The organism is Paraburkholderia sp. SEWSISQ10-3 4 (genome assembly GCF_030464785.1).
GTDB lineage: Bacteria > Pseudomonadota > Gammaproteobacteria > Burkholderiales > Burkholderiaceae > Paraburkholderia > Paraburkholderia aspalathi.
The window spans coordinates 205,659-224,724 of the sequence record NZ_JALPRI010000005.1 but is presented as its reverse complement, the minus strand read 5'-3'; the positions used below and the strand labels follow the sequence as shown (position 1 = coordinate 224,724).

Genomic DNA, 19,066 nt, shown 5'->3' with positions numbered 1-19,066 from the left:
TCATATTCATGCCAACCCAACAGCAGATCGCCGACCATCTCGACCTCGATCAGTCGGCCGTTTCGCGCCTTGTCGACAAGCTCGGCATCGACTACCGGCAGGCATCGATCGACGACATCCGGATCGAGTACATCCGGCACCTTCGCGGGATCGCGTCCGGTCGTGTAGGCGATGGCGGTTACGACCTCGCCACTGAGCGCGCGATGACCGAGCGTGTGGAACGCGAGATCAAGATTCTCACGCTCGCGGAGAAGAAGGGGCAGCTCGTCAATGCGGAACAGCTGGAGCGCGCTTATGGGCAGATGGTCGGCGCCTTCCAGTCGGACCTGCTGTCGCTGCCGGACAAGATCGCGCAAGAGCTGCGCACGCTCTATGGGGTCGACGTTGATGTCGAACTGTTGAATGAACACGTTAATGGATGTCTCGAGCAGTTGGCTCGATACGACCCAGACAGTCCGCACAGTGATCCGGCGCCTGGCGAAACTGCTGACGCCGGCCGAGAAGATCGGGACGACGGACTGGGCGAGGCGCTATCGCCGGTTGAGTGCCAAGGCGGCGGCGAGCCCAGGTAAATACAACCCGGACATCACGCCTTGGGTGCACGGCATGCACGCAGCGCTCGACGATCCGCGCGTGCAGAAGGTTGTGTGCATGAAGTCGGCGCAGGTGGCGTGGACCGACGGTGTTCTGTTGAACTACGTCGGGCGGCGAATCGATATCGATCCGTGCCCGATGATCATCATGTTCGCGAAGGAGAAGTCGGCCAAGAAATTCAACCTCGAGAAGTTTGAACCAATGGTCGAGGTCACGCCGCGTCTGTCGGCGAAACTGCCTGTGCATGCTGGCCGCGACAAGAACAATCTCTGGGACCACAAGACGTTCGCTCGTGGCTTTCTCAAGTTCATTACGTCCAATGCACCGGACGACGTGAAGTCGACGCCGGCTCCTGTGGTTGCAGTGGAGGAGCCGGACGATGCGAATCAGAACGTTCGCGAGCAGGGCGACTCGATCACGCTGCTTGAGGAGCGCAACAAGAGCTATTCCGACAGCCGTCGCAAGGTGATCTTCGGTGGCACGCCGACGATCGATGGTTTCTCACGCATCGCGCAGGCCTATGAATTGTCGGACCAGCGTCGATATCTGGTGCCGTGTCCCGATTGCGGCGAAGAGCACGAACTGGCCTGGGACAACGTCACGTGGTCCGAGAACGCTGCAATACCGCATGAGGTGTTTGGGCTGGCAACGCCAGCGTCGGCGCGCTACGCGTGCCCGTTCTGCGGCAGTTTGTGGGACGACACGGCCCGGTTTCGCGCGGTGCGCCGAGGCCGATGGGTCGCAACCGCAGCGTTTCATGGCGTCGCTGGCTTTCGTCTGAACGAGCTCGTGTCGCCGTTTCCTGGCTCGCGACTCGCGGAGCTAGTGAAGAAGCGGCTCGTCGCGGAGAAAGCGCTGCGCGCGGGCGACGATACGAAGATGCGATCGTTCGTCAACAACACCGAGGGACGACCGTACAAGTACGAGAGCGACATCCCTGAAATCGATCTGCTCGCCGAGCGTGCGCTCGACTATGGCGTCTTCACGGTGCCGGTCGGCGCGCTGGTGCTCACCGCCGGTATCGACGTGCAGCATGACCGGATTGCGATCGTGCTGCGCGCGTGGGGGAGAGGAGAGGAAAGCTGGCTTGTGCTGTGGGACGAACTGTACGGCAACGTCCTGGAGCAGGGCACGGATCCGATGGTGGGTGGCGTGTGGGGCGCGCTGACGGACATGTTGACGCAGGGCTATCGTCATGCGAATGGCTGGGTGTTGCGCGTAAGGGCGGCGTCAATCGATTCGTCGGACGGCTCGACGTCAGATGCGGTCTATCGCTATGTGCGCGTCGCGCAGAAGCGCGGCATCAACATCGTGGCGATCAAGGGCGCGAAGGATGTTGGTGCGGAAATATTCAGTGTGCCGAAGGCATCGGTCGACTCCGTACGCAACAACAGCAAAGCCGCGAAGTACGGTCTGCGCCCGTTTATGGTGGGCGTGAGCAAGGCCAAGGATCTGATCCTCGACAACCGGCTGAAACTCGAAGGGGACGGCCCCGGCCGCCTGCACTGGTACAAGGGCGTACGCGCGGACTATCTGCAGCAGGTCACCGCCGAAGTAAAGGTACCGGGGCGCATCGGCAGCAAGCGCGTCTGGCAGAAGAAGGCCGGCGCGCGTAACGAAGCCCTTGATTGCGAGGTGTACGCGTTGCACGCGGCGCGCAGCGCCAAGACGCACCTCATGACGGAGGCGCACTGGATGCTCGAGCAGCATCGCCTGTCACAGGTCTCGCTCTTCGACGCGGTGCCCGTTGCCACCGGCTTGCCGCAGGTGGCGGACATCGAGTCGCCAACGGATCCTCCCACGGCGACTGCCGTGCCCGGCAACACACACGAAACCCCGCCCCCGAGCGGGGTTTCGCGCATTCAGGGCCGTCGAACGGCACGGTCAACGTATCTGAAGCGCCGATAGAAGCATCTGACAGGAGCACGTTATGGCTTATACAGCGGCGGATCTCGCCCGCATCCAGTCCGCAATTGCCAAGGGCGAACTCGAGGTTCAGTACGCCGACCGCAAGGTCCGCTATCGCTCGATTGCAGAGTTGCGCGAGGCTCAGACCGAGATTGTGCGCGGACTCGATCGTGCGACTCCCCGATCGCGTGTGTTTCGCCTGCGTCATGGCGGCAAGGGGGTGCGATGAAGGGCTCCTATCCGTCACTCGCGCAGCGCGGGTTCGTCATGCCGACACGCCTGAAAGCCGCGGCGTACGAAGCCGCAAGCTCGGCAGGCGCGCGCGGGCGATCGTGGCAGACATCGAGTGCCGGGCCGAACGCTGCAGCGGTGCAGAACCTGCCACTGATTCGCAGCCGGGCGCGCGATGCGATTCGCAACGACCCGTGGGCGAAGACGGCGATCGCGCGGCTGGTATCGAACACGATCGGCACCGGCATCCAGCCGCATCCGCAACATCCGGACCCGGCAATCCGACGACACCAAAAGCAACTTTGGGACGACTGGGTCGGCGAGTCCGACGCAGATGGTCTGCTTGACTTTTACGGTCAGCAGACGCTCGCGGCACGTGCGTTCTTTGGCGACGGCGAGGTGCTGGTGCGGCGACGCATGCGTCATCCCGACGACGGGCTTTCGGTGCCGCTGCAACTTCAGGTGCTGGAGGGCGATCTGCTGCCGGTCGAAAAAAACGAACTGCGACCGAACGGTGGGGAAGTCATCAACGGTGTCGAGTACGACGCAGATGACCGCCGGGTTGCCTATCACCTGTTGCGTCGTCATCCGGGCGAATACAACCGGATGAAGATCGCCGGGCTGGTGACCGTGCGTGTGCCGGCTGACGACGTTGCGCATGTTTTCCAGCCGTTGCGAGCGGGGCAGGTACGCGGTGTCCCGGAATTGTCGACAGTGCTGCTGCGTTTGCACTCGCTCGACAACTTCGACGATGCCGTGCTGTTCCGGCAGGAGATCAGCAACCTGTTCGCGGGCTTCCTCGTCAAGCCGAACGCGGAGCCTGGTCTGGGCGGCGATCCGGTCACAGGTGAGGGGTTGGTTTTCGATTCGGACGGCTTCTCGCCGGTCGTGTCCCTTGAACCAGGGACCGTGCAGGAGCTGGCGCCAGGCGAAGACATGCGGTTCGCGACGCCGCCCGGAGCGGGAGCTGATTACGGTCCGTTCATGCGGCAGCAGCTCATGGCCGCAGCCGCATCAGTCGGCATGCCGTACGAGATTCTCACGGGCGATCTGCGCGAGGTTGGAGACCGCGTGCTGCGGGTGCTGCTGAACGAGTTTCGACGCGCGATCGAGCAGCTGCAGTGGAACATCTTCATTCACCAGTATTGCCGTCGTGCCTGGGCGTGGTGGGTAGACGCGTGCGCGCTGTCAGGCGCCATGCCGATGCCGGACTTTCATCGTACGCGCCGCGAATACCTGCGCGTGCGCTGGGTGCCGCAGGGCTGGCCGTATATCCACCCGGTGCAGGATGTGAACGCGCAGAAGCTGGCGATCCGCTCGGGGCTGACGAGTCGCTCGGCGTCGATCCTGAAGCAGGGTGAAGACCCGGAACAGGTCGACGGAGAAAACGCCGCTGATAACGCACGAGCCGATGCACTTGGCCTGCGTTACGACACCGATCCCCGCTCGCGCGACATCGCGGGTGACGGGGTGGCCAATACGCACATTCAAAGGCAGGAACCGTAGATGAAAAACCGTAAGTGGTGGGACATCAAGGCGATGACGAACGCGCAGGGCGCGGCCGTCGCCGAGATCCAGATCTATGACGAGATCGGATTCTGGGGCACCGATGCAAAGGCATTCATCGCCCAGCTCGATACCGCGGCGGCCAGCGCGACTGAATTGATTGTCGCTGTGAATTCACCGGGTGGTGACGTCTTCGACGCATTCGCGATCTATAACGCGCTGCGTCGATATGCCGGCAAGGTCAGGGCGCGCGTCGACGGTGTGGCCGCATCCGCTGCCGGGCTGGTGGTGATGGCAGGCGATCAGGTCGTGATGCCTGAAAACGCGATGCTGATGATCCACAACCCGTGGACGATCGCGCTTGGCACGGCGGCGGATCTTCGCAGCACGGCCGACATGATGGACAAGGCGCGCGATGGGATCCTCGCCGCGTACCGGCGCAAGAGTGGTCAGACGGACGAAGAGCTGACCGCGATGATGGATGCGGAGACGTGGCTCACGGCGCTGGAGGCGCAGTCGCTTGGCTTTTGCGACGTGATCGAAGAGCCCGTGAGACTCGCTGCGTCGACGAATGCGGCGGGCCTGCTCGCCCGCTTCAGGAATTCGCCCGAGCCCGTGCAGGCGCTCGTCGAGGCAGGCAGCGATGCGTCGTCGCCCACAGCCCCGGCGGGCGATGACCCTCCGGTCAATGATCCGCCGGTAGAAAACCCGCCTGCGCTCGCGCCACAGGATCCGGAGCCGGTTGTCGTGCGGGAAGAGCCGGGGGTGCTGGCGGCCCATGTGTTCAACGCTTGCCGTGCAGCAAACCTGTCCATGTGTGCGGAAAATATCGTGACGCTCACCGCGTTGAAGGACCGCCCAACGATCGACGCGGCGATCCGGAATGCGACAGACATTGCTGGGCTGTGCCTGGCTGCAAAGCTTCCTGAGCTGACCGCCCAGTTTGTGGGCGACGGGCTTGATCCCGATCAGGTGCGCGCGCGACTGTTTGATCGCGTCACGCAGGCGCAACCGCGTGTGAATAACCGGCAGCAGCCGGTGTCCGATGATGCCGGCCGATCCATGCACGGTGTGATGCCAGGGCCAAAGGCGTCGTCCATCTATGCCGCTCGTAAGGGCAATTCGAAATCACTTTGATAACGGCCCATTGGGGCGCAGACAAGGAGCTGCTGTATGACCACCATCAAAACCCAAGGCACATCCACCGGCGAGTTCCTTCTGTCGGAAGGCGAGGGTCGCATTTCACGTGAACAGATCATCGTTGCGAAGGGCGACGCGCTGCCGGCCGGGCAACTGCTCGGCACGACCGGCACCGGCGAATACGCGCCTTATAACAACGCCGCAGCAGACGGTTCCGAAATCGCGACTGCGATCCTGTACGCGCCACTTGCGGCGTCGACAGACCCACGTCCGGCCGTCGGCATTGTGCGGCTCGCGGAGGTCGCTGAGGCTCGTCTGACGGGGCTCGATGCAGCCGCGCGCAGCGATCTCGCTGCCCACTACGTGATCGTGCGCTAGAGCGCGCCATCGTTCTGACCATGCGGCCGTCGCTCAACTTCGACAGTTGCATCACATACACACTTCAGGAGAATCCTTATGGCGGATATCGCCCTTCTCAACGACGACGCGTTCTCGCTGTCGTCGCTTAGCGCCGCGATCAACGAGCAGCCGCAGGTCCCTAGCCGGCTTGCCACGCTCGGCCTTTTCGAGGAAGAGGGCATCACGACCACCGTGGTGCAGATCGAGCGCGACGGCGACACGCTGGCACTCGTCCCGACCGGGCAGCGTGGTGCCTCCGGCGCCATCGTCGTTGGCAGCAAGCGAAACATGATCCCATTTAACACCGTGCATTTGCCGCAGCGTGCGGCGATCGGCGCCGACGAAATCCAGAACCTGCGTGCATTCGGTTCCGAGACCGAGCTCGAAGCGATCCAGACCGTGATCAACAAGCGTCTTGCCAAGATGCGCCGCCAGCTCGACGCAACGCACGAGTTCCACCGCATCGGCGCGGTCAAGGGATTGATCCTCGATGCCGATGGAAAATCGGTTGTTGCGGACCTGCTCGATCGTTTTGGCATCAAACAGACGGTGATCAGTTTCGAGCTGGGCAAGGCCGACACCGAGATCCGCATCAAGTGTGCAGATCTGCTCGACACGATCGAGGACGCGCTCGGCAATACACCGTTCAGCGGCGTGCGCGTGCTGTGCGGTCGCAACTTCTGGAACCGTCTCATTGTGATGAAGGCGATCAAGGAAACCTATCTCAATACCGCGATGGCGTCGGCGCTGCGTGGCGATGCGCGCGACACGTTCGAATTTGGTGGCTGCACCTTCGAGCGCTATCGGGGCCGTGTCGGCGACATCGGCTATGTGGCTGACGACGAAGCGTGGGCGGTGCCGGAAGGCGTACCGGATCTCTTCATCACGCGCTTCGCCCCGGCGGACTATATGGAAACGGTCAACACGAACGGCCTGCCGTATTACGCGAAACAGGAGCTGATGGATTTCGGCAAGGGCGTTGAGCTCGAGGCGCAGTCCAATCCGATCCACTTGTGCACGCGTCCGAAGGCCGTCATCAAGCTGACGGTCTGACGTGGCGTTCCGTGATCTGGTCGCGGATCTCGACGACGCTGTGATCCGCGATCTGGCCGACGACGACATTACGGTCGATGGCGAACCGGTGCGAGGAATGTTCGCCGCGCCCTGGCTCGGACCTGATCTCGGACGGCAGCGCACACAGCTCGAGCATCCACAGGTGAGCGTGCGTGATGCCGACGCCGTTGCGATTCGCGAGGGCAGTATCGCGACGGTCGGCGTCGATGAATACGTCGTGTTCGAACTGCAACCTGACGGCACGGGCTGGACGGTCCTGCTGTTAAGACCTGGTTGATGAGGCGGCGCTGATGGACGCACTGAAAGTCGAGATTGACATCGGGGAGGTGACAGCTGCGCTACGGGGGTTGTCACCGTCTGCGATGCAGGCTGCGTGGCGCCGCACGCTGCGCAAGACCGCAGCATGGATCAGGAGTCAGACAGGCAAGGAGGTGTCTCGAGGCACACAGATCCCGCAGAAGGTAATCCGTAGCCGGCTGTACTTCTTCATGCGTTCGGCCGATACAGGCAAGGTCTGGCTCGGATTGAATCCTGTCGAAGCACACCGGCTTGGCTCGGTGCGTGAGACGAACAAGGGCATGCGCGCTGGACGATTCAGCTTCGATGGCGCGTGGCGGCAGACGAAGGCGAAACCCGATGGCCCGATCTACCAGCGAATCGGCAAGGCTCGCACGCCGTTCGAGGTCGTGACGGTGAACTGGTCGAAGACCGGTGATCCGGCGTTTCGCAGGGCGGCCCAGATGTGCGAGGCGCGATTGATGATCATCCTGCGGCAGGAAGTGAACTACGAAATCCAGAAGGCAATAGGAAGAGCAGGAGGTATCCGGCGTGCTCGATAACCTGAAAACGCTGCATGACGCGATGATCGCCGGTCTGCGTGCAAGACTGCCCGATATCTCGCACGTCGATGCCTATCCGCGCATCGGCAGAAAGATTCCAACGCCGAGCATTGCGGTCGAGCTGTCGGAAATGGAACCGGGACACGATCCCGGTACCGGTCAGACGTCGCTGATCGGACGCTTTCAGGCGCGTGCAATCTTCGATCCGCTCACACCACACGCGGATCTCGCGGTGCGCCAGCTGGCCGCGCGAATTGCCTGTGCCGTGCATGCGCAGACGTGGGACGTGCCGGTGACACCGGCAAAGCTGGTGCAGATCGGTGACGATCCGTTCAAGCCGGAGCTCGACGCGTATCTGGTCTGGCTCGTCGAGTGGACGCACGAGTTTGATCTCGGCGACGTGATGTCTCCGTTTCCGGCCGACGCGCCGGTGGTGCTGTGGGGCGTCGATCCGGACACGGGCGGTACGGATGGACGCTACTGGGACCCGGCGCGGGATCTGTCTGAAGGAGCGGGGCCGTGAGCGACTACGAGATTGGCGAGATCGATCGCCTGATCGCGAGCATTGTGCAGGCGGGTTTCATCGACAGCGTTCAGTACGATCCGCCGCGCTGCCGGGTCCGTAACGGCGAGTGGGTCAGTGCATTGTTGCCGTGGAAGACGTTGGCGGCCGGCCGGGTCCGCACCTGGTGTCCGCCATCTGTCGGCGAGCAGGCTGTCGTGCTGGCGCCATCCGGCACGCTTGCCGGCGCGTTCGTGCTGGCCGGTTTCTACAGCGACACGCACGGCGGTGCGAACGGTAATGTCGCGAACCTGACAGCGACGGACTATCCGGACGGCGGGCACGAGCACTATGACCACGAAGCGCACGAATACGTCATGTCGGTTCCATCCGGCGGCCGGATCGTTTTCCGCATTGGCGAAACGCAGATGGAACTGACGGCGGCTGGCATCACGCAGACCGCACCGAAGCTGATTGTCGATGCGCCTGATTCCACCTTCACCGGTAATAGCACGACGCAGAAGCGACTCACGTTCCAGGGAGGCATGACGGGCAGCAACGCGGCAGGCGGTCCCGCCTCGCAGATCGATGGGGATGCGGACTTTTCCGGCACCGTTACGTCGCGAGGAAAGTCGTTGCCGGACCATACGCATATGGACAAGGGCGATGGAGTCCCGGTCAGTCCCCCGCTGTAATCGCCAGGCCCGGAAGACAGGTGCCGGATGCATGGTCAGGCAGTGCGGAACGTTACATGACTCCTGATAGGACGAATGCATCATTTTTCTAGCTGTGCGGCCGGGCTATTGTCGTTTCACCCGCCGACTCTTTTGCATTGTGCAATGGGCGTAGAGATCCCGCACTGACGCGTCGGCTGGGTCATTACGTATCCCTCTCAATTCCTGGAGTGAAGTCATGTCCGATCTGAATACCCCTCACGACTATCACGGCGAGATCGCGAAAGGTTTGGTGCTTTTTCTCGACCCTGCAGAATTCGGTAACAGCGAGGTTTCACATGGTGCTGTGCCAGTTCAGGGTGGGCACTACTTTGTGTGTCTTGGACGTAGCGGCAGCACGCTGAGTCGCTGGTTTCCGGTGTTCAGCGCTACCGACGGGAAGAAGACGCTACTGCCGGGTGTCAAGTCCGGTATTGATCATTGGACTGCATCCTCAAGCTATTACTACCGCAATCAGGTATGGACCCTTGAGGACGCAGTCGTCAATGCCGCGGCACATGCTGACGTTGCCACCCAGCGTGGCGTGCGCAATTTGGTAGCGCTACCGCAGGATTTCGACAACATCTGATTCGGGTAACGCGGTGTTAGCTATGGTGGCTGACCATGTCGATGCTTCCGACGTAGCGGCACCGTAAAACAGTTTCCGACTTCGTGTGGTCACTCAGGCCTCGCCTCTTTGCGCGAGGCCTTTTTTATTGGAGTTGGGTATGCCGAAAGAGAACGAAATCCTGGCGCTGACAGAGGTTTCCAAACCGTTGCGTGCGTCGTGCCTTGTGCCGGTCACCTTTCGCGACATGGCATTCAGGATGCGCACACTGGTGTTTGCCGACGGCAGCACGCTCGCCGTTGAAAAGAGCCTGGTAATGGCTAGTACGCCGGAACACGTGGCCGCACTCGAGCGCCATCCCGAATTCGAGCGCGCCTCGGACGGATCCTGACGATGGGTGCGAGCACGGCGCTGGTTGGTATGGACCGGCAGACGGGTAAGCCGATTACCGGTCTCGCGCATCTGAAGCAGAGCATCGGCGACATCCTATCGACGCGCAAGGGTACGCGGCGCGAGCGCCCTGAATACGGTTCGGATATTCCCCGGATGGTCGATCTGCCGATATCCCGCGGCTGGATTTCGTCAGCGCAGGCCGAGGCTGCCCGTGCGGTCGGGCGCTGGGAGCCTCGCATCAAGGTGTCTCGTGTCGCGGTCGCATCGATCGTTGACGGCAAGGTGACATTCCTCATTCAGGGTGTCTACGAAGGGGACGACGTGGTTTTCGAGGTGACGACGTGACAACCATTGATCTGACTGCGATCGATCCACCGGATCTGGTCGAAACGCTCGACTTCGAGGATATCTATCAGGAGAAGCTAGAGCACTTCAAAAGTATTTACGCCGACTGGAGTGCGGCGCTGGAATCCGATCCCGTGGTGAAGCTCATCGAGCTTGCGGCCTACCGCGAGGTGAGATTCCGCGCGCGTGTCAACGATGCCGCACGGGCCGTCATGCTTGCTTTCTCGACCGGTGCCGACCTCGAACACCTGGCGGCACTGCTCGACATCGGACGGGCGACCATCGATCTGGGCGACGCAGACGCCAACCCGCCTGTCGATCCGACGCTCGAAGGCGACGACCGGTTGAAATTGCGCACGCAGATGTCGATCGAGCGCTCGACTGTTGCCGGTCCTTTCGGCAGCTACATCGCACTTGCAATGAACGCGTCGGCGGACGTGCTGGACGTCAAGGTGGATCGTCCGGAGGCGGGGATTGTTCGCGTGACACTGCTGTCGGCGGTTGGCGATGGCGTGCCGGTGAAGCAGCTGATCGACATGGTGAAAGCAGCACTGACACCGGAAGACGTTCGACCACTTAACGACGAAGTGCTGGTGACCGCCGGCGAGCGGATCGATTTTGCCGTCGAGGCAGACGTGTATGTCGGTAGTGGCCCCGGTGGAGAAGCTGTTTTCGAGGCGCGTCGCGCGGCACTCGACAAGGCAATTACCAATGCCCGCAAGCTGGGTGCCGGTATGTCACTGTCCGCAATCTACGGTGCGCTGCATCCGCCTGATTCCGGCGTGATCGATGTCGATCTGCGATCACCGCCTGCGCACGTCGTATGCACGCCGCGGCAGTTCGCCAATTGCACGTCGATCGTGCTGAACATGAAGGTGGACGATGCGTGATGCACTTTTACCGGCCAACCAGACGCCGCTTGAAACGGCGCTGGCGACTGTCATGGCGCCGCAAGTCGATTCCGAAGTCCTGCGCACGCTGTGGAGTGCGGACCGATGCCCGCTCGCATGGTTACCGTGGCTTGCGTGGGCGCTTGCCGTCGATGGATGGGAGCTCGCCGAATCTGAAGATGCAAAGCGCGCGCTGATCAAGGGCTCGCTCGCGCTGCACCGTAAGAAAGGCACACCGTGGGCGGTGCGCGAAGTTATCCGCAGGCTCGGCTTCGGCGAGGTGGAAATTGTCGAGGGACGGCTCGCAAGACGCCGCGACGGATCTATTACCCGCAATGGTGACTATGTGCACGGACGCAGCAATGCGTGGGCGGAATACATCGTCAAGCTTCGGCAGCCGGTCACGCGTGACCAGGCGGACAAACTGAAGGCGATGCTCGAGCGCTACGCACCGGCCCGTAGCCAGTTGGCGTCGCTCGACTACTCAGCTGTGCCGATCCGCCACAACGGTGTGGCCATTCGCAATGGACAATACAACAGAGGGAGTGTGGCCTGATGGCTGACCTTGTGGAACTCGCCCAGTGGGAAAAGGGCGTTTATCAACTGGAAACGTCGGACCCCGTCGTGGGTGGTCCGGACGGGATCGATAACCGGCAGGCAAAGCAACTTGCGAACCGTACCGGCTATCTGAAAGCGCAACAGGAAGCGCATGTGGCGGCCGTGGATCCGCACCCGCAGTACGCGACACTCACAGCCATGCAGGCCGCTATCAACGCTCTGGTCGCGGCCGCACCCGGCGCGCTCGACACGCTGAAGGAACTGGCGGCCGCACTCGGCGACGATCCGAATTTCGCGACGACGATGACGAATGCGCTCGCTCTGAAGGCTGCGCTCGACTCACCGATTTTCTCCGGCACACCTAGATCGACGACACCGGCGCAGTTCGACAACAGCACGAGGTTGACTACTTCCGAATGGGTCAATGGTCGCGGCGCTGCATATGGTGGGCAAACCGTTGTTAACGCCGTCACGGCTCTGACTGCGGCGGCGGCAGGGCGCTTTCATACGTTCTCCGCGGCTGTCGTTGCGACATTGCCCGCTGCCAGCAGCGTTTCTGTCGGTGCCTTACTGCATTTCCAGTCGATCGTGTCAGGCGCATCGGTAGTACGCAAAGGGACGGACGTAATTGCGATTGGAAATGGTGGGTCTACGCCGAACGTGTCGATTGGCGCAGGTGACACGCTGGTATTGATGAGCGACGGAGTTTCGAACTGGATTGCTGTTGGTGGATCGACGCAACTTGGCTCCGCTGCTTCGTTCGGCGCGTTGGTGACTGGCACCGGTTACCAGAAGCTACCTAGCGGGTTGATTCTCCAGTGGGGTAGTTCCGGTTCCAACGCTTCCGGCGTTGCCGCACTGACTCTACCGATTTCATTTCCGAATGCATTGATCTTGGCCAATTGCAACTACCTGCTTTCAGGCAATGCGCTCGGTGTTGCTGCGCAAATGTCGAGCCTTTCGACAAAGAGCGTCTTGTACGGGAACGTGTTCGCAACCCCAACCGGCGCGGCCGTGAATAACGGTCAAGTGTGGTTTATCGCAATCGGTTTCTGAGGAAAGTATGGGTCAAAAACTTGCTGCGTACGACACGCAAGGCGCGATTATCGCCTTCTACGATTCAATTGATAGCCCTGCCCCAGAAGGCGTCGCAGTTACCAGAATCACCGATGAGCAATGGCGCATGTTGCTGGCCGGCCAAAAGGACGGAAAGCGCCTCGCCGTCAATGAGTCGCGCGAGGCCGTGTTGCTCGACCCTTTGCCGCCGTCGCGTGCGGACCTGGCTGCGGCCGCGCGTGCAGCTCGTGACGTTGCCATGGCATCAACTGACTGGCTCGTGGCGCGGCATCAGGATGAAAAGCTGATCGGCGACGGCACGACGCTCACCACCGATCAGTTCACCGTGCTCCTGAAATACCGCCAGGCGCTGCGTGAGTTGAGCGGCGCCGTCGGCTGGCCGAACATCGACCTGCCCGCGGTGCCGGATTTCCTGACGTAGTAGGCAGGTTCCGGCGTGCTGCTGCATCGCAGACGTTCCATCACCCGAAGCCGCCGACCCTGGCGGCTTTTTCTTTGGCTCTTACTTTTTGGTTGTTTTCCTGGAGACCTTCATGGGTGCAACATCGTTTTTTCACGGCGTGACTGTGTCGCTGGTCGACACCGGGCCGCGCACTATCGCTGTGCCGAGCTCGTCGATCATCGGCATGGTCAATACCTACACACCGGGCGCAGATCGGGCCGCGCCGAATGTGCCGGTCCAGCTAACGAGCTATCGCGAGGCTGTCGCGGCGTTTGGCGAAACCAGTGCGATCGCGAAGGCTGCACGCGCGATCTATGCGCAGAGCAAGGCTGTGATCGTCGCGACCGGTATCGCGGCAGGTGGCGAAGCTGCTGCTCTCACCTCGGCGGTCATCGGCGGTGTCAGTGCCGGCGGTGCACGTACCGGTCTGCAGACGATGCTCGACGCGAAGTCGAAATACAACGTGCAGCCGCGTTTGCTGCTGGCGCCCGGTTTCTCGTCGACGCAGGCGGTCGCCACGGCGATGGATTCGCTTGCCGGCAAGCTGCGCGCGATCGGCATTATCGACGGACCCAATACCGATGACGAGGCGGCCATCGCCTACGCGCAGAACTTCGGCAGCAAGCGGCTGTATATGGTCGATCCCGGTGCGACGTTCTGGGACACGACCGCTAACGCCGACGTCGACGCGCCGGCTTCGTCGTTCGCGGCAGGCCTGTTCTGTCAGACCGACGCGAACATCGGTTTCTGGGCGTCGCCGTCGAACAAGGAAATCACCGACATCACGGGTACAAAGCGGCCGATCGAGTTTCTCGATGGCGACGAGACGTGCCGCGCGAATCTGCTCAATAACGCCAACATCGCGACGATCATTCGCGACGGCGGGTATCGCCTCTGGGGTAACCGCACGCTGTCGAGCGATTCGAAATGGAAGTTTGTCACGCGCGTGCGCACGCTCGACATCGTGATGGACGCGGTGCTGGCTGGACATAAATGGGCAGTTGACCGCGGCATCACGGCCACATATGTGACGGATGTCACCGAAGGGCTGCAGGCGTTCATGCGCGATCTTAAAAACAAGGGCGCCCTGATCAACTTCGAGGTGTACGCCGATCCGGAGCTCAACACGGCGACGCAGCTCGAAGACGGCAAGGTGTACTGGAACATCCGCTTCACTGACGTCCCGCCGGCAGAAAACCCCAACTTCCGCTTCGAGGTCACCAACCAGTGGCTGACCGAAGTGCTCGATACCAACCCCTGATACACATACCGAGAGGTGACGCGTGACTCCGGAAACACTTTATAACTTCAACGTATACAGCGACGGCAAGGGATTCGCCGGTCGCGCGACGCAGTGCACGCTGCCAAAACTGAAGATCAAGACCGACGACCATCGTGCCGGCGGGATGGACGCGCCGGTCAAGATCGATCTCGGCATGGAGGCGCTCGAGGCCGCGTTCCAGATGTCGACGATGGAGCGCGACGTGCTGAAGTTCTTCGGCCTCGCCGATGCGACGGCATTCAACGGCGTGTTTCGCGGTGCATTCCGCGATATCAAGGGAGCGACCAAGGCCGTCGCGGCGACGTTTCGCGGGATGCTCTCCGAGGTCGACGGCGGCGACTGGAAGCCGGGCGAGAAGGTCGATGCCAAATTCACTGTATCGCTGACCTATTACAAGCTTGAGATCGACGGCGCGGTCGTGCACGAGATCGATGTGCTCGGCATGGTGCGCATTATCGACGGCGTCGACCAGCTCGCCGAGATCCGCAAGGCCATTGGTATGTAACAGCGGCATGTAGCAGCAGGTCGGGCAACAAGGTTACTTTTTGACATGAACGGCGGGCCACGCGGCTCGCCGTTTCCATTTGGAGGTGGGATAGATGGACAGCAATACGGATAGCAACGTGGTTAGCAATGCGAGCGATCGTGTCGACAGCATCACGGTCCGGCTGGATTATCCGACGTCATTCGACGGCGTGGTGCGCGACATCCTGACGCTGCGGCGCCCCAAGGTGCGCGACATGCGCGCTGCGCAGAAGATCGCGCCGGGTGACGAGGAAGGGCAGGAACTGGCGATTTTCGCGGCGCTCGCGGGTGTGTCGCCGAACGACCTGGAGGGCATGGATCTCGGTGATTATCACCGCGTCCAGGATGCCTACTTTCGCCTCACATCCGCTGGCAAGAATCAGCCAGAAAACGCTCAAGGCGCTGGCAAAGCGGCTGCTTAAGGAGCACGGCGTGCAACCAGCCTCGATCGACGGGATGACGCTCGACGAGGTGATCTGGTGGCTGACGGATTAGCGGGGAAATGAGAGGGGAATCTGATGGCAAGCGACATTGCACTTGGGATCGTGATCGGCGGCGCCGTGTCGGCGACCTTCGGGCGCGCGATCACCAAGACCAGTTCGCGGATCGTCGGTCTGCGCAAGACCGCGAACGAGACGCGCTTGTGGCAGCGCACGATCGGCGAGACGGTGAAGCTGCAGGACGAGTTTCGCCGCTTGCACGCGGCTGGCGACCGTGCGGCGGACGGCATTCGCCGCAAGATTGAATCGAACCTGCGCACGCTGCGCGACAACGGCATCGAGGTTGACCGGCTCGACCGGGCGTATACGCGTCTCGGTCGCACCGTGCGCGGTCTGGAGCTGAAGGCATCCGGACAGGAGCGTATCGCCGCCGGCAGGGAGGGCGCGCGTGGCGCGATCGGCGACGCCGTGAAATTCTCTGCCGCGGTCGCAGTGCCAGCGACGATCTCCGCTGACTATCAGGCAATCATCCGCGACATCGCGATCAAGGCAGGTATTGCACGCTCGGCGCAGGAAGCGTCGATGGGCGAGCGTATCCGCCGCGACGCGCGTGATAACGGCATCGGCCGCAACGAGCTCGCCGACGCGGTCAACCAGATGGTCGCGGGCGGCATGGATGTCAGCCGCGCGCTCGACTTCGCGCCGCTTGCCGCGAAGTTCTCCATCGGCCAGGCGGCAACGACGGTCGAGACCGCGAGGATGATCCAGGCGCTGCAGCAGAACGCGAAGATCACAGACCCGAAGCAGATGGAAAAAGCATTGGAGGCGATCGCGTTTCTCGGCAAGGAAGGATCGTTCGAGTCGGCGGACATGGCCCGCTGGTTTCCGGTGCTGCTCGCCGAAATGCAGAAGATCGGCATCACCGGGCAGGACTCGGTCACGCAGCTCGGCGCGATGTTGCAGGTGCAGATGAAGACGGCCGGCAATGCAGACGAAGCGGCCAACAACCTGAAAAACTGGTTTTCGAAAATCGGATCCAATGAAACCGCGAGCAACTACAAAAAGGCCGGCGTCGACTACGAAGCAAAAATGCGTGAAGCGATCGGCAAGGGCTGGTCGACGCTCGAGGCTTCCTTCGTTCTGGCGCGCGCGTATATCGAGCGTACCGACCCGGCCAAAGCAAAGCAGCTCGCCGATGCCGCGAAGGGCATAAACGGCGAGTCCGATCCGGATAAGCGCCGCGCGCAGATCGCCGCCTTCGAAGACACGATGAAGACGGGGGACCTCTTCAACGACATGCAGGTGAAGGCTGCGCTCACTGCGTACCTGCAGAACGCGGATCTGTACCAGAAACTGAAGAAGGAGTCGTCGCAGGCGAGTGGTGAGATCGCGAAAGACCTGGCCGACCGGCGCGATGCGTCGAAGCAGATCTGGAGCGAAGTCGGGCAGCAATGGAACGATGCGATGCGCAGCATCGGCGACGCGTTGCGGCCGGTGACCGACGCTGTGGGGAGCGCGACGAAGACGGCGGGCCAGGGGTTGGCGAAGATTACGGACGCCGCTCCGAAAGCGACGATGGCGGTTGCGGGCGTTGCGGCCAGCCTGATCGCGTATCGCGGTGCAAAGTCACTTTTCCAGATCGGGCGCGGGGCGCTCGACATTGCGCGCGGTTCGATTCTGGTCGCGCGCGGCGGCGCACGTGGTGTGAAGGGTGGAGGCGCAGTCGGTCCCGTGGGGCGCGCGATGGAGGCGCTCGGTGGCGCCGCGGCGTCGGCGGGCGTGCAGCGCGTCTTTGTCGTCAATCTGCCAGGCGGCGGCATAGGTGGTGGCCTCGGCGGCGCTGCCGGTGCAGTTGCCGACGAGCTGGCGGCAACTGGCAAAGGCGGATCGGTCGGCAAGACGGCAGCACGGGGCGGCCGCTTTGCCCGTGTGTTCGGTGCGGCTCGCGGTGTACTGGGTCGCGTGATGCCCTACGCCGGCAAGCTGGCTCTTGCGGGCACCGTCCTGAAGTTCGGGCTGGCGGCAAACAATGCGTATGCCCTGGCGACTGGCGACGATACGCGCGCCGCGAAGGCGCAGGGATTTGCCGGGATCGCCGGCAGCCTTGCCGGCGGCATGCTGGGTGCGAAGGTCGGCGCCATGATCGGTGCGTTCGGCGGACCTATCGGCGCTGCAGTCGGCGGTCTCGCTGGTGGGGCGTTGGGGACGTTCGCAGGTGAGAAGGCGCTTGGGTCGATCGCGAAGCTCGTGTTCTCGCGCAATGACGCACAGCAACCTGCAGTGGCCGAAGCGCTCGCGAAGGCGAAGGCACTTGAAAGGGCGCCGGGTTCCGACAAACCGGTGGCGAAGATCGACCAGCAGAACACCTTTGCGCCGGTCTTTCACGTCACGTTCCAGGGCGAGCCGGGCAGCGACGCGGCGGACCGCTTCCTCGCGAAGGTGTCCCCGCAGTTGCAGCGCCTGATGAAAGACGAACTGGCGAAGAACAACCGCTCGGCGATGTTCGATAGCCCTCACCTGTAGCGCACCACTTTGGGAGGCAATGTGGATTTCACAAGACAGATCACGCAGGCCGCGACGCAGGCGAGCATTGCGACCGAACGCGTGCGCAACATGAACCGCGTCTATGAACGCAACCGGTCGGCGAGCGCGAACACGGTTGCGGTGCTGCAGAAGCTGGCAACCGGCAATCTGACGAACGCTGCCGAACTGCTCTCCGGAGCGGGCAGTGCGTTGTCGGTTGCGAGCGATCTGGATCCCAAGGTCGGCACGGTGATGCGCAGCTTCAACGCCGTGCAGTCGTCGGTCAACAGTGTCCTGAGGATTTCGACGGCGTCGAGCCATCCACTGGTGAAGTCGGCGGCCGACTCGGTGAACACGGCGCTGAAGGACGTCCGAACGAAGTTCAACGCGTGGGCGGGTATCAAGGAGACGCCGTCGCCCGCATCGCTTGCAACTTCGACAGGCGCCGGGGCGCTGCTATCGGGTCTGCTCGGCGGTGCATCGGGTGCCACGCCTCACCTCATGACGCTCACGTCCGACGCGGGTGACACGTTCCACTTCAACCTGTCGACTGCAGCCTTCGACAAACTGCGGCGCACCACGAAATACAAGGTCGCATCGCAGGAGCGTCTGAACCGGCAGGAGGCGCTGCAGGCGGTTAGTCAGGGTGGCGAGACCATCACGCTCTCAGGCGTTGTGTTCGCCGCGTTCGGAGCAGGAAGCAGTCCCGGCAATCCAGCTAATCCTGGTATGCGGCAGCTCGATGCACTGCGCGCGATTGGCGGGCGCATGGTGCCCGTGCAGCTCACGACCGGTTACGGCGAGGTGCTCGGTCGCTGGTATCTGCAGGTTGTCGACGAAGAGCAGGAGGCGCTGATGTCGGACGGTGCCCCGCGCAAACAGACCTTCAGCCTGGAGTTCGGCCGCTATGGCGAAGACTATAAGAACCTCTGATGGTGACGTGCTCGACGAGATCTGTTACGCGTTTTATGGGTCGCTCGCAGGCATTGTCGAAGCGGTATATGAGGCAAATCCTGGACTGGCGGCACGCACGCAGCCGTTTGCCGCAGGAATCATCATCGCGCTGCCCGATCTCGATGTGCAGCGCGATGAGCCGGTCCAGCTCTGGACATAGGAG

General features: G+C 62.3%; 24 protein-coding genes. All 24 read left to right on the top strand.

Annotated elements, in window-relative coordinates; genetic code table 11:
- Positions 1-8 precede the first annotated feature (8 nt).
- The 24 genes from M0D68_RS14370 (at position 9) to M0D68_RS14255 (ending at position 19,063) form a co-directional block, all read left to right on the top strand.
- On the top strand, positions 9-572 hold the full coding sequence (locus M0D68_RS14370; RefSeq protein ID WP_266224637.1) for a MarR family transcriptional regulator: 564 nt from the start codon (positions 9-11) through the stop codon (positions 570-572).
- The gene (locus tag M0D68_RS14365) at positions 463-2,502 is read left to right on the top strand and encodes a terminase gpA endonuclease subunit (protein ID WP_323137232.1); all 2,040 of its coding nucleotides are present in this window, start codon (positions 463-465) and stop codon (positions 2,500-2,502) included. The genes M0D68_RS14370 and M0D68_RS14365 overlap by 110 nt, the downstream gene beginning before the upstream one ends.
- A 22-nt stretch (positions 2,503-2,524) precedes the next feature.
- Positions 2,525-2,731: a phage head-tail joining protein gene (locus M0D68_RS14360; protein ID WP_120347878.1), complete on the top strand. Its 207-nt coding sequence runs from the start codon at positions 2,525-2,527 to the stop codon at positions 2,729-2,731.
- On the top strand, positions 2,728-4,239 hold the full coding sequence (locus M0D68_RS14355; RefSeq protein WP_266224634.1) for a phage portal protein: 1,512 nt from the start codon (positions 2,728-2,730) through the stop codon (positions 4,237-4,239). Before M0D68_RS14360 ends, M0D68_RS14355 begins: the two co-directional genes overlap by 4 nt.
- Positions 4,240-5,376: a head maturation protease, ClpP-related gene (locus tag M0D68_RS14350; RefSeq protein WP_266224632.1), complete on the top strand. Its 1,137-nt coding sequence runs from the start codon at positions 4,240-4,242 to the stop codon at positions 5,374-5,376.
- Positions 5,377-5,412: 36 nt separating this feature from the next.
- Complete coding sequence (locus tag M0D68_RS14345) at positions 5,413-5,757, top strand: head decoration protein (protein WP_266224631.1); 345 nt, start codon at positions 5,413-5,415, stop codon at positions 5,755-5,757.
- A gap of 78 nt (positions 5,758-5,835) precedes the next feature.
- Positions 5,836-6,831: a major capsid protein gene (locus M0D68_RS14340; protein WP_266224629.1), complete on the top strand. Its 996-nt coding sequence runs from the start codon at positions 5,836-5,838 to the stop codon at positions 6,829-6,831.
- A gap of 1 nt (position 6,832) precedes the next feature.
- Positions 6,833-7,129 (top strand): hypothetical protein, encoded by a 297-nt coding sequence (locus M0D68_RS14335; protein ID WP_266224627.1) that lies wholly within the window; start codon positions 6,833-6,835, stop codon positions 7,127-7,129.
- Between the two features lie 13 nt (positions 7,130-7,142).
- Positions 7,143-7,691, top strand: a complete 549-nt coding sequence (locus M0D68_RS14330; RefSeq protein WP_266224626.1) for a phage tail protein — start codon at positions 7,143-7,145, stop codon at positions 7,689-7,691.
- On the top strand, positions 7,681-8,214 hold the full coding sequence (locus M0D68_RS14325) for a hypothetical protein (RefSeq protein ID WP_266224624.1): 534 nt from the start codon (positions 7,681-7,683) through the stop codon (positions 8,212-8,214). Before M0D68_RS14330 ends, M0D68_RS14325 begins: the two co-directional genes overlap by 11 nt.
- Entirely contained in the window at positions 8,211-8,888 is a 678-nt protein-coding gene (locus M0D68_RS14320; RefSeq protein WP_266224622.1) for a phage baseplate assembly protein V, read from the top strand. Before M0D68_RS14325 ends, M0D68_RS14320 begins: the two co-directional genes overlap by 4 nt.
- Positions 8,889-9,105: 217 nt before the next feature.
- Positions 9,106-9,495 carry a hypothetical protein gene (locus M0D68_RS14315; RefSeq protein ID WP_266224621.1) on the top strand — a complete coding sequence of 130 codons (390 nt, stop codon included), beginning with the start codon at positions 9,106-9,108 and terminating at the stop codon, positions 9,493-9,495.
- 139 nt (positions 9,496-9,634) lie between these two features.
- Positions 9,635-9,865 carry a hypothetical protein gene (locus M0D68_RS14310; RefSeq protein WP_266224620.1) on the top strand — a complete coding sequence of 77 codons (231 nt, stop codon included), beginning with the start codon at positions 9,635-9,637 and terminating at the stop codon, positions 9,863-9,865.
- Between the two features lie 2 nt (positions 9,866-9,867).
- Complete coding sequence (locus M0D68_RS14305) at positions 9,868-10,212, top strand: GPW/gp25 family protein (protein WP_266224619.1); 345 nt, start codon at positions 9,868-9,870, stop codon at positions 10,210-10,212.
- Positions 10,209-11,102: a baseplate J/gp47 family protein gene (locus M0D68_RS14300; RefSeq protein WP_266224617.1), complete on the top strand. Its 894-nt coding sequence runs from the start codon at positions 10,209-10,211 to the stop codon at positions 11,100-11,102. Before M0D68_RS14305 ends, M0D68_RS14300 begins: the two co-directional genes overlap by 4 nt.
- Positions 11,095-11,658, top strand: a complete 564-nt coding sequence (locus tag M0D68_RS14295; RefSeq protein ID WP_266224616.1) for a phage tail protein I — start codon at positions 11,095-11,097, stop codon at positions 11,656-11,658. The genes M0D68_RS14300 and M0D68_RS14295 overlap by 8 nt, the downstream gene beginning before the upstream one ends.
- A complete protein-coding gene (locus tag M0D68_RS14290) occupies positions 11,658-12,716 on the top strand; it encodes a hypothetical protein (RefSeq protein ID WP_266224614.1) in 1,059 nt (352 codons plus the stop codon). The genes M0D68_RS14295 and M0D68_RS14290 overlap by 1 nt, the downstream gene beginning before the upstream one ends.
- Positions 12,717-12,723: 7 nt before the next feature.
- On the top strand, positions 12,724-13,158 hold the full coding sequence (locus M0D68_RS14285) for a phage tail assembly chaperone (RefSeq protein WP_266224613.1): 435 nt from the start codon (positions 12,724-12,726) through the stop codon (positions 13,156-13,158).
- Between the two features lie 112 nt (positions 13,159-13,270).
- Positions 13,271-14,440 (top strand): phage tail sheath family protein, encoded by a 1,170-nt coding sequence (locus M0D68_RS14280; RefSeq protein ID WP_266224612.1) that lies wholly within the window; start codon positions 13,271-13,273, stop codon positions 14,438-14,440.
- 22 nt (positions 14,441-14,462) lie between these two features.
- Positions 14,463-14,966, top strand: coding sequence for a phage major tail tube protein (locus M0D68_RS14275; RefSeq protein ID WP_266224611.1), 504 nt, complete (start codon positions 14,463-14,465; stop codon positions 14,964-14,966).
- A gap of 94 nt (positions 14,967-15,060) precedes the next feature.
- Complete coding sequence (locus M0D68_RS14270; RefSeq protein WP_266224610.1) at positions 15,061-15,408, top strand: phage tail assembly protein; 348 nt, start codon at positions 15,061-15,063, stop codon at positions 15,406-15,408.
- Positions 15,409-15,504: 96 nt separating this feature from the next.
- Positions 15,505-17,949 (top strand): phage tail tape measure protein, encoded by a 2,445-nt coding sequence (locus M0D68_RS14265; RefSeq protein WP_266224608.1) that lies wholly within the window; start codon positions 15,505-15,507, stop codon positions 17,947-17,949.
- Between the two features lie 21 nt (positions 17,950-17,970).
- Positions 17,971-18,882 carry a phage tail protein gene (locus M0D68_RS14260; protein ID WP_266224607.1) on the top strand — a complete coding sequence of 304 codons (912 nt, stop codon included), beginning with the start codon at positions 17,971-17,973 and terminating at the stop codon, positions 18,880-18,882.
- Positions 18,857-19,063, top strand: coding sequence for a tail protein X (locus tag M0D68_RS14255; RefSeq protein WP_200653455.1), 207 nt, complete (start codon positions 18,857-18,859; stop codon positions 19,061-19,063). Before M0D68_RS14260 ends, M0D68_RS14255 begins: the two co-directional genes overlap by 26 nt.
- The last annotated feature ends 3 nt before the right edge of the window (positions 19,064-19,066 follow it).